The organism is Paenibacillus sp. UASWS1643, assembly GCF_008693195.1.
GTDB lineage: Bacteria > Bacillota > Bacilli > Paenibacillales > Paenibacillaceae > Paenibacillus > Paenibacillus amylolyticus_B.
In genome coordinates this window covers 188980-201411 of record NZ_VXKZ01000105.1, presented here as the reverse complement: position 1 = coordinate 201411, position 12432 = coordinate 188980, and the positions used below count along the sequence as shown (strand labels likewise).

Here is a 12432-nt window from a genome sequence, read left to right as displayed (position 1 = left end):
GGCTTGTTTCAAACTTTCGCGTTCATTCTGCAAGCAGAATGTTTACTCACTCGTTGTTCAGTTTTCAAAGATCAAACTTATTTCGTTACCGAATGTCGTTCTCTTCAGCAACTTTTATATCTTACCACATCCGAACCAACTTTGCAAGCTCTTTTTTTAAGTTTCTTTCGAAGCTTATTTCGTTTGCTTGCCGCACCGTGTAAACCGTGTTTTCTTGGCCGGAATTAGAATATACCATGTACAGATTTTGAATGCAACTCTTTTTTTGAGTAATTATATATATTTCTTTAATCTTTCTGTTTTTTCTATATTTCCACACCTTATCTCACTTAAAAGGCCTCTCTATAAAAGAAAGACCCTCTCATCAAGTTACGCTAATATCTATTGTTATCCGATAACCTCTTGGATGTGAAGCTGCCGTTGCTGCATCAGATTAATGATGTTTCCTTCTACTGACACCATAGGCCGTGTAGGATGATCTCGATCAGAGAATACAATCTCTCCAATTAGGTTATTGCTGAGTTTCACTCGAATACCATTATGGATCTGGGTCGACCGTTGAACAAATACCCTTACGATTGCAGGGTCCAATTTCCCAAATGCCTCACTTTGGATCTGTTCTAGGACTAGGTATGGTGATTGTGCCTTGCGGTAGATCTTCTCCAGCGTCATGGCGTGGAAAATATCAGCGATAGCTACAATCTTGGCATAAATATGAATCTGCGTCCCACTAAGCTGCAACGGGTAGCCTGATCCATCCACTTTTTCATGATGCTGCAAAGCTGCAAGTCTGGCTCCCTCATTAATGGCCTTTGCCTGTTTAAGGATCTGATAACCATATTTCGTATGCTGACGAATCTCTTCCTGCTCTGTAGCCGTCAACGTGGATGGTTTATGGAGAATCTGCGGATCTACTTTGTTGTTACCAATATCATGGAACAAGCCTGCAAAAGCCACTTGCATCCAATCCTTGGAGGGGAGATCAATCCATTGAGCCAGTTGATAGGATGTGATCGCACTCAGTACGGCATGGTGATATACATAATCATGTTCTTGCATTACTCGTGGACTGAAAGTAAGCACATTATATTGTTTGAGATGTGCAAACACAGCCTCCAACTGTGTACGTAACTCATAGATCGGTAATTCAGCCGCCAGAGAGGACAGGAAAGCATTTTTCGTTAGTCCGACCATCTTCTCATACTCATCCTGCAAAGACGTTACTACAGAAGCTGTAGTGACGTTCCCTGTCTTCCCTGCCCGTTCAGCATTGTTATCATTGGCAGAACTTCCTGCGGACACAGATGCACCTTTGGTCCCTGTACTACTCGACGCCATTCTTTCTTGTTCAATATCTACCTGTTGAATCATAAAGGCTCTGAGCACTTCCATATCCTTGGGTAAAATGACCTTCCCCTTCTGAAGCAGAACGTTGCCGCGAAGTGTTTGTACATCACTCCCAAGTTTGAGTCCTGGTTTGACTTCTGACAGGGTGATTAATCCCATGTGTATTCCCCTCACTCATCGTTCTTCTATGTTAATACAAACAAGACCATAGTCCCGGTTTTTCATGATATTTCCCATTATATTACTCAGGAATCAGGCTGTACATCCCAGATTCGGAAGAATAGATTCCTTTATACAAACAAAAGGGCTCCCCGTGGGAGCCCTCGCAATCTTCTTCCAATCTCAAAGAGATCAGTCTTTATAAAATTCTATTTTATGCTTCCGAACCAGAATCGTCGTCGCCCTCAACTTCATTAACCTCAGCGTCAGAAACGGTGCCTTCTTCCAAGCTTACTACCGGAGCTTGGGACTCCTCACCTTCCAAGCCTTCAAGCGACTCATCGTCTGGTTCCTCTTCATTTTTGTCAATTCGGCTGACTGTAGCTACTGAATCCTCGTCACGAATATGAATCAGCTTCACACCCTGCGTGTATCGACCCATAGTGGATATGCCTTCCATGCTCATCCGGATCAACGTACCGCTAGACGTGATAATCATCAGATCCTCTTCGGTTTTAACCATTTTGAGGCTGACTACTGAGCCGTTCTTCTCTGTGACATTAATAGTCTTGATCCCTTTACCGCCACGAGTCTGCATCCGATAATCACTGACAGGTGTACGTTTACCGTAACCTTTGGCTGTAACGATCAGAACATCAAGCTCTTTATCAACTACATCCATGCCGATAACAGCATCCTGTTCATCCAATGTAATCCCTTTGACCCCGGTTGCGCTACGTCCCATGGAACGTACGTTGCCTTCCGAGAATCGAATAGACATTCCGTGAGCTGTACCCATAATGATCTCTTGCAATCCATCGGTCAGCTTAACATCGATCAGAACGTCATCATCACGTAAGGAAATACCGATCAAGCCGCCTTTGCGAATATTGGTGTAATCCTCAAGTGGCGTCTTCTTCACAACCCCTTGGCGGGTAGCAAAGAACAAGTATCGGTCACTTTCGAATTCCTGGACCGGAATTACGGCATTGACCGATTCGCCCTGCTCGATCTGGATCAGGTTGATAATCGGCGTTCCCCGTGCGGTACGTCCAAGCTCTGGAATCTCGTAAGCTTTGAGACGGTACACTTTACCTTTGTCAGTGAAGAACATGAGGTAATTGTGGGAGTTGGTCACAAACAGATGCTCGACAAAGTCGGTATCTTTCGTATCCATACCCACGACCCCACGTCCACCACGTTTCTGGCTGCGGTATGTGGATACCGGCAGACGTTTCACGTAGCCTGTATGAGTAATCGTAATGATAACCTCTTCACGTGGAATCAGGTCCTCATCCAGAATGCTCTCTTCACCTACAGTGATCTCCGTACGACGATCATCGCTGAAGCGGTCGCGGATCTCTTGCAGCTCCGTACTGATAATCTCAAGCACCAGATGCTCATTGGCCAGAATTTCGCGATACTCTCTGATTTTGACCATCAGTTCGTTATATTCATTTTCAATACGTTCGCGTTCCAGACCTGTGAGGCGTTGCAAACGCATATCGAGAATAGCTTGAGCCTGATCATGACTGAGTGAGAAGCGCTCAATCAAACCTTCTCTTGCTGCATCCGCATTACTGGATGAACGAATCAACGTAATAATCTCGTCGATATGATCCAGCGCAATACGTAAACCTTCTAGAATGTGTGCACGAGCTTCAGCCTTTTTCAGTTCAAACTGCGTACGTCTGCGAATAACCTCAATCTGATGTTGCAGGTAGTGATACAACACTTCGCGCAAGTTCAGGATTTTAGGTTCTTTATTAACAATCGCAAGCATGTTAATCCCAAAAGTGGATTGCATCGATGTATGTTTGTACAGGTTGTTCAGGACAACCCCCGGATTCACGTCTCTGCGAAGCTCAATTACAACCCGCATACCATTACGGTCAGACTCATCACGAAGGTCAGTAATGCCATCAATCTTTTTATCACGTACCAACTCGGCGATTTTCTCAACGAGTCTCGCCTTGTTTACCTGATAAGGCAGTTCCGTAACGATAATTCGCGCCTTGTTGTTATTCTCTTCGATGTTGGTTTTGGCCCGCATCGTTACAGAACCACGTCCAGTCTGATACGCCTGGCGAATACCTGAACGGCCCAAGATGTAGCCGGACGTAGGGAAGTCTGGTCCTTGAATGTAATCCATGAGCTCCATGGATGTAATGTCCGGATTTTGAATCATGGCCTGTACACCATCAATGACCTCGCCCAGATTATGAGGAGGAATATTGGTGGCCATACCTACCGCGATCCCGCCGACCCCATTGACAAGCAAGTTAGGAAAACGAGCAGGCAGAACGATTGGCTCATGTTCTTCACCGTCATAGTTCGGCTGGAAATCAATCGTATCCTTGTTGATGTCTCTGAGCATTTCCATAGCAATCTTGGACAAACGTGCTTCGGTGTAACGCATAGCTGCTGCCATATCACCATCGACCGATCCAAAGTTACCATGTCCATCTACATGCATATATCGCAGGGAGAAATCCTGTGCCATCCGTACCATCGTCTCGTAAACAGCAGAGTCACCGTGTGGGTGATACTTACCGATAACTTCGCCGACGATTCTGGCTGATTTTTTATGTGGTTTATCGGGTGTCATGCCGAGCTCTGACATCGCGTACAGAATACGCCGGTGAACCGGCTTCAATCCATCACGCACGTCAGGTAAGGCACGGCTAACGATGATGCTCATCGCATAATCCATAAACGATTCACGCATCTCGACGCCTATATCCCGATCTGTAATCTGAGAGTTCATTTCTTCCGCCATGCTGGACCTCCTTCTTGTCCTTCAACAAACGTTCCATTCCGTCATGCAAAAAATTGATTATATGTGAAAAGCCTAACAAGGCTAAAACCGCGCAAGAACGTTACTCTTTATTATATTACTTTCACAAAAGTTACACAATTAAACGTTCGCTGGGCAATAGCCTTTCTTCCGGGAACTTCTGCGTGTATGGGGATACGCCCTGCCTTCCTCCCCAATTGCACATACAATGCTAGAAAAACGGCATATGTACTGTGCCTACCGAGGCTAAAGCCGTTCCCGTCCTACGATCAAACTGCAAATTGTGCAGCTCATCGCACAAAACGCCATATTTCTCTATTATACCACTGAAATCGTCTCTTGTCCTTTGATTTCTCCGTGTCTGTCCCTCTTTAGAACTGAGCAAAACATGAAAGGACTGATGGATCTTGGGTATCCAACGCGTCTCCAGCAAATGGGCCAAAACAGCTGTGTTACAACGCAGTCGCATTGTGAATGAATATATCCCAGTGACCCGAAAATATAGCCGTCAAACTCTCGAACGAATGACTGAATTATTTGAGTCAAACTATATCAAACCGGACCGTGGTACTTACGGTAATGGCGTTATGCGAGTAAAAACAACCCGTTTATACGAACCTGTCGTTCATTCAGAAGATTCCACCACAGATGCGGAGGTTCCGGAAGAACCTACTGATCGGGACCTGCCTGATGAACCGGAAGCAAGTGCTGTTATCTCCAGAGATACCTATCTCACAACAACATATCAACTCCAATACGGTACAGAGGAGAGATCATTTCATTCCCTGGACGAACTCGAACGAGCACTGAATGATCGCATTCAGGAACGTGATTATATCATTCAACAGGGAATATCGCTGATGAAGCATGGAGATTTGCCTTTTGACTTGCGTGTGTTAACTCAGAAAAATCTGCAACACAACTGGGAAACAACAGGTATTCTGGGACGTGTTGCTGCGCCGGGCAAAATTATCACCAACATTCACGGTGGTGGGCGATTGGCCACGTTTGAAGAACTCGTACTCCCCCATCTTCACCAGGATGGCTTCAAAAAACTTCGCACAGAGCTGTACCGCTTAGGTATTCATACCGCTGTGCAATTGCAAACATCATTTCCAAGGCTCAAAGAGATTGGTATTGATATTGCGCTAGACGAAGCAGGGCGTCCCTGGATTCTTGAAGTCAACACACTGCCAGGCATTTATGCCTTTGGCTTATTACCGGACAAGGAGGCATACCGGAAGATTAAACGTTATGCGATTGCATACGGTCGTTTGCCCTCCAAAAAGAGTAGGAGCTCTCGTACATCCCCTAAAGCACAGGCCTCATCTGCCAAAAAACGTGTTCGCAGATAACAAAGGGATACGGAAGTCTATGTCTACTGCCTTCCCTATTCCATACTTCCCCTAATATAAAAAGGCGCCCTCGCAGGCGCCTCTTCGAATATGTTAAATGTCGAGGTTTTTCACGTATTTTGCATTTTCCTGGATAAAGTCACGACGCGGTTCAACGTTATCCCCCATCAGGGTGTCAAACATGGCATCAGCAAGGATGGCATCATTAATCGATACTTGCATCATGGTCCGACTCTCCGGATCCATCGTCGTTTCCCACAATTGTCCGGCATTCATCTCGCCAAGACCTTTGTAACGCTGAACGTTGAATTTTGCATTTTCGCCGAGCGTTGCAATAATTTCATCGCGCTCTTTCTCGGAACCGGCATAACGAATCACTTTGTTACGCTCAATCTTGAACAATGGCGGTTGTGCAATATATACATAACCTGCCTCAATGATTTTGCGCATGTACCGATACAGGAATGTCAGCAATAGTGTTCGGATATGAGCACCATCGACGTCGGCATCGGTCATCAAAATGATTTTGTGATAGCGGGCTTTGGCAATATCGAAGTCATCACCAATACCTGTACCCATTGCTGTAATAATTGCTCTAATCTCCGCATTCCCCAAGATCCGGTCGAGACGAGCTTTTTCCACGTTCAAAATCTTACCACGCAGCGGCAAAATCGCTTGGAAATGACGATCCCGGCCTTGCTTCGCTGATCCGCCGGCGGAGTCACCTTCGACGATGTACAATTCGCTGATTGAAGCATCCTTGGATGAACAGTCTGCCAGTTTACCTGGAAGTGAGCTTACTTCGAGTGCACCTTTACGACGTGTCAGTTCACGGGCTTTACGGGCAGCTTCACGCGCACGTGCTGCTTGCAGCCCTTTTTCCAAAATGCGACGGGATACGGAAGGATTCTCTTCCAGGAACTCCTGCAGCTTCTCGGCAAACAAGGATTCGACAATCCCACGCACTTCGCTGTTGCCCAGCTTGGTCTTTGTCTGTCCTTCAAATTGCGGTTCCGGAATCTTGACCGAAATAATAGCTGTCAAGCCTTCACGCACGTCATCCCCGGAAAGGTTCCCCGTGCTGTCCTTGATTACCCCTGCCTTACGGGCATAGTCATTGATAATCCGCGTAAGGGCACTCTTGAAACCTGATTCATGCGTTCCGCCCTCATGCGTGTTGATATTGTTGGCGAAGGAATAGATGTTCTCGGTGTAGTTGTCATTGTATTGCAGAGCAACTTCCACCTGGATGTTATCTCTGGAACCTTCAACGTAAATTGGATTCTCATGCAATACTTCGCGCTTCTGGTTGAGGAAGGAGACGTATTCGATAATGCCGCCTTCGTACAGGAATGAGTTGGTTGCACCTGTACGCTCATCGGTCAGTGTAAGACCAATACCCTTGTTCAGGAACGCCAGCTCACGAATACGGGCAAGCAAGATGTCATAGTCGTAAACTCTCGTTTCCGTGAAAATTTCAGGATCCGGGTGGAACCTAACCGTTGTTCCGGTTTCGTCGGTTGTACCGATCGTTCTCAGGTCATACTGCGGAGTACCACGACGGTATTCCTGTTGATAGACATGCCCGTCAACCTTAACTGTGACAACAACTTTTTCGGATAGTGCGTTAACTACGGATACACCTACACCGTGCAGACCACCGGATACTTTGTACCCGCCGCCACCAAACTTACCTCCTGCATGGAGGACGGTCATAACGACCTCAAGCGCAGGACGTTTCATTTTGGCATGTTCACCGACAGGAATCCCACGTCCGTTATCGACAACAGTGACACTGTTGTCTTCATGGATAGTAACCTCGATATGGTCACAATAACCTGCGAGCGCTTCATCGATACTGTTGTCCACTACTTCCCAGACCAGATGATGCAGACCTTTGGAACTGGTGGAACCGATATACATCCCCGGACGTTTCCGTACGGCTTCCAGTCCTTCAAGAACCTGAATTTCATCTGCACCATATGACGGTTGATTCATAGACATGCTTTCACCTACTTCTATAAGATTCAATATCGTAATTATGCGTTAACTAAGAATGTTTACTGAAAAAGGCAATGTACTTCATTCCAGCCAGCTGTCCAAATTAAAGACAAGCAGCAAAAGACACACCTTTTATGCCACACAACCGCTAGAGATCAGGAAAAATGTGAGCCCGCTTCTTCAGCGTGGCTGAGGAGATCGGCGAGTAGTACACAATGTTTTTGGTCACCACAATGGACTTGGCTTCCTCTTCCCCAATGTGTTCCACGGTTTTTTCCTGCTCGGCATGTGTCACATACTGCTTGGAGATCTTTGAGGATTTTTCAATCGATATATCAAAAATAGCGACCAATTCGGAAGAACGGATGATCTTCTCACCGCCCAGATGAATGTACATAAGCCCTCACTCCTTAGCGTTCAACCTGTCCGGCATGAACATGATAAATACTGGCATCTTTGAGCTTGTCAACGTTCAGGCTCTCGATCCCCGTAGCTGTAATAAAGGTTTGCACCTTGCTCTGGAACGTTTCGATCAGCTGCGTCTGGCGAAAAGGGTCCAGCTCTGACAGAACATCATCCAGCAGCAGGACCGGATATTCTCCGATTTCTTCGTGAATCAGTTCGATTTCCGCAAGTTTAAGGGACAACGCCGTTGTGCGCTGCTGCCCCTGCGAGCCATATGTTTGTACTTCCCGATCGTTAATGAAAAAGGACAGGTCATCCCGATGCGGCCCACTAAGGGTTGTGCCTCGGCGAATCTCCTGCTCTTTCATTTGTGATAATTTTATCATAAATTGGTCCATTAAGACAGCTTCATCTTCCTCAGTGGCTTCGCTGAAGGACGGAAGATAGGCCAGGCGCAAGACTTCTCCGCCTCCGGTGATCCCCTGATGAATCGTTTCTGCCCACTTTTGCAGTTTCTTTATGAATTGTTTCCTTTTTTTGACGATCTTAACACCATGCTCAACCAGTTGTTCATTCCAAACCTCAAGCATGGTCTGGGCTGATGCCCCTTGTCCCCAAAGTTGCTTAAGCAAATTGTTTCGTTGGACGAGCACTTTTTGGTATTGCTGCAGGTGATACAGGTAACCTGGTGCAACCTGTCCAATCTCCATGTCAAGAAACCGGCGGCGGACCCCCGGTGTGCCTTTTACAATCTCCAGATCCTCCGGTGCAAACATCACAACATTGAGCGCTCCGACAAAATCACTTAACTTGCGCTGCTCCAGGCCGTTAATCTTTGCTTTTTTGCCTTGTTGCGACAAAGATAGCTCAAGCTTGACCGATCCGTACTTTTTGTCGACCTCTGCTGCAAGTCTGGCACGTTCCTCACCGAAACGGATTAACTCCTTGTCACGGGATGTACGGTGGCTCTTGGTGAGTGCAAGTACAAAAATCGCCTCTGCAAGATTGGTCTTGCCTTGGGCATTTTGCCCGATCAACAAGTTTACGGGACCAAAAGAATCCAGTCTCAGATGTTCATAATTGCGGAAATTCTGCAGATCAATGCTGTTCACAAACACGCGGTAACCTCCCTTTTATCCCGTCCGTCAGGAGGCAGCAGGATCGAACTGGTCTTCTTATTCTGCAGCAACTTCGAATGTGCCTTCTCCGTCCACTTCAACGATATCCCCAGGGTATAACTTACGTCCCCGTCGTTCCTCAGGCTCTTTATTCACACGTACAAGTCCTTCCTGAAGCAGAGCTTTGGCCATACCTCCAGTTGGGATGCAATCAGCCAGTTTCAAAAATTGATCAAGCTTAATATATTCCGTACGAATCGTAACTTGGTTCACTGTGATCTTCCTTTCGTTAGTTGGTCGTCCGATATGGCAATATCACGTAAAGGCTGTGACTGTCATCCAGCGGTTTCAAGATGATTGGACTCATGACTCCTGTAAAAGCGATCATCAGCTGCTCACTTTCAACAACTTTCAGCACATCCAGCATGTATTTGGAGTTGAATGAGATTTTTAACGGGTCTCCTGTAAACTCGGCAGGTTCGATTTCTTCTCTTACTTTACCTAGCTCGGAAGAGCTTGAAGAAATTTCAACGGATCCAGAATCCATCGTTTGCATACGCACGATGTTTGTTTTCTCTTCACGCGACAGCAAATAAGCCCGGTCAATGGATTCACTTAATTTTTTTGTATCTAAAACAAGTTCTGTTTTGTATGACGTTGGAATAATTCTAGAAGTATCCGGATATGTTCCGTCCAAAATACGGGAGTAAAACAATACACGGTCGATTTTGAACAGGACCTGGTTATCTGCAACAACGATATCCACAAGGGTATTTTGATCCGGAACAATTTTGCTGAGCTCATTCAGCGTTTTACCGGAAATAACCACGTTGTTGAAGCGGATACCTTCTGCATTATCCAGCATTGCTGATCGAGTAGCAAGACGGTGACGGTCTGTTGCCACAAATTTCAATTCGTTGTCACCCAAACTCCAGAGTACACCTGTCAGGATTGGAGTAGTCTCATGTGTGGAAATGGAGAAGACCGTTTGTTTGATCATATTTTTCAACAAATCTCCTGGAATGGAGACCGTTTGATTTTCTTCGATGCTTGGCAGTACCGGGAATTCTTCCGGATCGAGACCTACCAGTTGAATCTCGGTAGCCCCTGCGGAGATAAAGGTGTTGAAGTTCTCTTTGACTTCCATGTGCACTTCCTGTGATGGCAGCTTCTTGATGATCTCCACGAAAAACTTGGCTGGCAAAACTACACTGCCGGGTTGATCTACCTGAACTACGCTTTTATCTCCATCTTCAAGCGGGATGAAGGATTGAATGGATATATCGGTGTCACTTGCTGTCAATGTTACACCTTGATGATTCACGTCGAATTTGATACCGCTCAGAATCGGAATTGTCGTACGGCTCGAGATCGCTTTGGATACTTGCTGTATGGAATCGTTTAAGTAGTTTTTCATTATGCTGATTTTCATGGTTTCACTCCTAGCTGATTTTTTGGGTGTTGGGGTGTTAAAAGGTGTTTTTCAAAGGCCGAAGGCTAAGCTCCGAAATGGCTATTTTGGAGATGATATCTTTAAGATCTTTTTAGTAATAATAGTAATAGGGGCACTGAATATGTGGATAAGTGGGTATAAACCCGTACACCCAAGCCTATCCACATGTGTATACGTTGTGCATAGGCTTGGGACTTGTTCAGGTTGGATTCTTGATTTTTTCGGTTAAGTTGTTGATAACTTTATAGAGATCCTGATCGTTTTTAATCGCTTGGGAGATTTTTTCGTGAGCATGTATGACAGTGGTGTGATCTCGTCCTCCGAATGCTTCCCCGATTTTGGGTAGAGAAAAGTCTGTCAGTTCACGAGAGAGATACATGGCAATCTGTCTTGGAAAAGCAACTGCCTTGGTCCGTTTCCGTGCTTTGAAATCTTCAAGCTTAAGGCTATAATACTCGCCGACCTTTTGTTGGATGTCATGAATAGTGATCATTTTGGGACGACTGGAAGGAATAATATCCTTCAGTGCTTCAGCTGCCAGATGAGTGGTTACATCTTGATTAGTCAGTGAAGAATAAGCAACGACCCGAATCAGGGCACCTTCCAGTTCACGGATGTTGGTGTCAATCTGGTTGGCAATGTACATCATCGCTTCATTCGGAATATCCAAGTTTTCCGCACGTGCCTTTTTCCGCAAAATTGCGATCCTTGTCTCCAAATCTGGAGGCTGGATATCCGTAATTAACCCCCATTCAAAGCGAGAACGAAGCCGTTCTTCCAGTGTCGGAATTTCCTTCGGTGGTCTATCGCTGGAGATGATAATCTGCTTCCGTTCCTCATGCAGCGCATTAAACGTATGGAAAAATTCCTCTTGTGTTGATTCCTTTCCCGCCAAAAACTGAATATCATCAATGAGCAAAATGTCGACGCTCCGGTATTTGTTACGGAAGCTCTCCCCGCGGTTGTCACGGATAGAGTTAATGAATTCGTTCGTGAATTTCTCAGACGACAAATAAACGACTTTGCTGCCCGGATCATGCTCCAGAACGTAATGTCCGATCGCATGCATCAAGTGAGTTTTACCGAGACCTACACCCCCATACAGAAAGAGAGGGTTGTAAGCTTTGGCGGGCGCTTCAGCGACCGCCAGCGATGCGGCATGGGCAAAACGGTTGCCCGGCCCGATGACAAATGTATCGAACGTATATTTCGGATTCAGCATGCTGAGTACCGCTTCTTCCTGTACAACTGTAGGCGTTGGTGCCGGCAGTTGCGGGTCCGGTTCAGCAGGCTTGTTCTCTTCGATGACAAATTTCACATCGACTTGCTTGCCAAGCAGCTCGTATACCGTCGAGCCAACCAATTTGGTGTAACGGCTCTCCAGCCATTCGACGGCAAACGTGGTTGGTGCGGAAATGACGATTGAACGATCATTAAGCTTGGTGGCTTTGGTTGCTTTGAACCAGGTGTCAAAGCTGGGTTTGCTGAGTTTGTTTTGTATGATTGATAAAATTTGCTGCCATAAATCGGAAGTATGGCTGTCCACAGACTGTCACTCCTTTTACATGTTCCAAGTGTGGCTTAAGCCATGATGCAGTGTCGAAATACGAGATATATTGTTGAATTTATCCCCAAACCCCCGCAGGTCGAAAACAAAAAAAGTATGAACAACGGAAAATTGTTCACAACTTTATCCACAGGCTGTTGATAATATTATGGGTCAGATCACATATTCACATCCAAAAGTAATACAATCATAGCAAAAGAAACCCCGCATTTCAACGTATCGCGTGATTT

The 12432-nt window shown here is 45.9% G+C and carries 9 protein-coding genes; 1 reads left to right on the top strand and 8 read right to left on the bottom strand.

Going from position 1 to position 12432, the window contains the following annotated elements; all coding sequences use genetic code 11:
- Positions 1-387 precede the first annotated feature (387 nt).
- Both FE296_RS12505 and gyrA read right to left on the bottom strand, forming a co-directional pair.
- Positions 388-1506 (bottom strand): HD-GYP domain-containing protein, encoded by a 1119-nt coding sequence (locus tag FE296_RS12505; protein ID WP_150365096.1) that lies wholly within the window; start codon positions 1504-1506, stop codon positions 388-390.
- 214 nt (positions 1507-1720) lie between these two features.
- Complete coding sequence (gene gyrA / locus FE296_RS12500; protein ID WP_036671890.1) at positions 1721-4285, bottom strand: DNA gyrase subunit A; 2565 nt, start codon at positions 4283-4285, stop codon at positions 1721-1723.
- 425 nt (positions 4286-4710) lie between these two features.
- On the opposite strand from gyrA, the gene FE296_RS12495 reads away from it, so the two are divergent.
- Positions 4711-5658 (top strand): YheC/YheD family protein, encoded by a 948-nt coding sequence (locus FE296_RS12495; protein WP_150365095.1) that lies wholly within the window; start codon positions 4711-4713, stop codon positions 5656-5658.
- Positions 5659-5751: 93 nt separating this feature from the next.
- On the opposite strand, the gene gyrB is transcribed toward FE296_RS12495, so the two are convergent.
- The 6 genes from gyrB to dnaA form a co-directional block, all read right to left on the bottom strand.
- Complete coding sequence (gene gyrB, locus FE296_RS12490) at positions 5752-7662, bottom strand: DNA topoisomerase (ATP-hydrolyzing) subunit B (RefSeq protein WP_124118706.1); 1911 nt, start codon at positions 7660-7662, stop codon at positions 5752-5754.
- Between the two features lie 145 nt (positions 7663-7807).
- The gene (gene remB, locus FE296_RS12485; protein WP_017691405.1) at positions 7808-8056 is read right to left on the bottom strand and encodes an extracellular matrix regulator RemB; all 249 of its coding nucleotides are present in this window, start codon (positions 8054-8056) and stop codon (positions 7808-7810) included.
- Between the two features lie 13 nt (positions 8057-8069).
- Positions 8070-9182: a DNA replication/repair protein RecF gene (gene recF / locus FE296_RS12480; protein ID WP_124118705.1), complete on the bottom strand. Its 1113-nt coding sequence runs from the start codon at positions 9180-9182 to the stop codon at positions 8070-8072.
- Positions 9183-9239: 57 nt separating this feature from the next.
- Positions 9240-9455 carry a S4 domain-containing protein YaaA gene (yaaA, locus tag FE296_RS12475; RefSeq protein ID WP_036611994.1) on the bottom strand — a complete coding sequence of 72 codons (216 nt, stop codon included), beginning with the start codon at positions 9453-9455 and terminating at the stop codon, positions 9240-9242.
- A 16-nt stretch (positions 9456-9471) separates the two neighbouring features.
- Entirely contained in the window at positions 9472-10614 is a 1143-nt protein-coding gene (gene dnaN / locus FE296_RS12470; RefSeq protein WP_017691408.1) for a DNA polymerase III subunit beta, read from the bottom strand.
- A 220-nt stretch (positions 10615-10834) separates the two neighbouring features.
- Positions 10835-12181, bottom strand: a complete 1347-nt coding sequence (gene dnaA, locus FE296_RS12465) for a chromosomal replication initiator protein DnaA (RefSeq protein WP_036611990.1) — start codon at positions 12179-12181, stop codon at positions 10835-10837.
- Positions 12182-12432: the final 251 nt, after the last annotated feature.

Excerpts from the sequence above, each read along its gene's own strand:
- FE296_RS12505 (WP_150365096.1), bottom strand. The coding sequence starts at position 1,506 with ATGGGATTAATCACCCTGTCAGAAGTCAAACCAGGACTCAAACTTGGG.
- gyrA (WP_036671890.1), bottom strand. The coding sequence starts at position 4,285 with ATGGCGGAAGAAATGAACTCTCAGATTACAGATCGGGATATAGGCGTC.
- gyrB (WP_124118706.1), bottom strand. The coding sequence starts at position 7,662 with ATGTCTATGAATCAACCGTCATATGGTGCAGATGAAATTCAGGTTCTT.
- remB (WP_017691405.1), bottom strand. The coding sequence starts at position 8,056 with ATGTACATTCATCTGGGCGGTGAGAAGATCATCCGTTCTTCCGAATTG.
- dnaN (WP_017691408.1), bottom strand. The coding sequence starts at position 10,614 with ATGAAAATCAGCATAATGAAAAACTACTTAAACGATTCCATACAGCAA.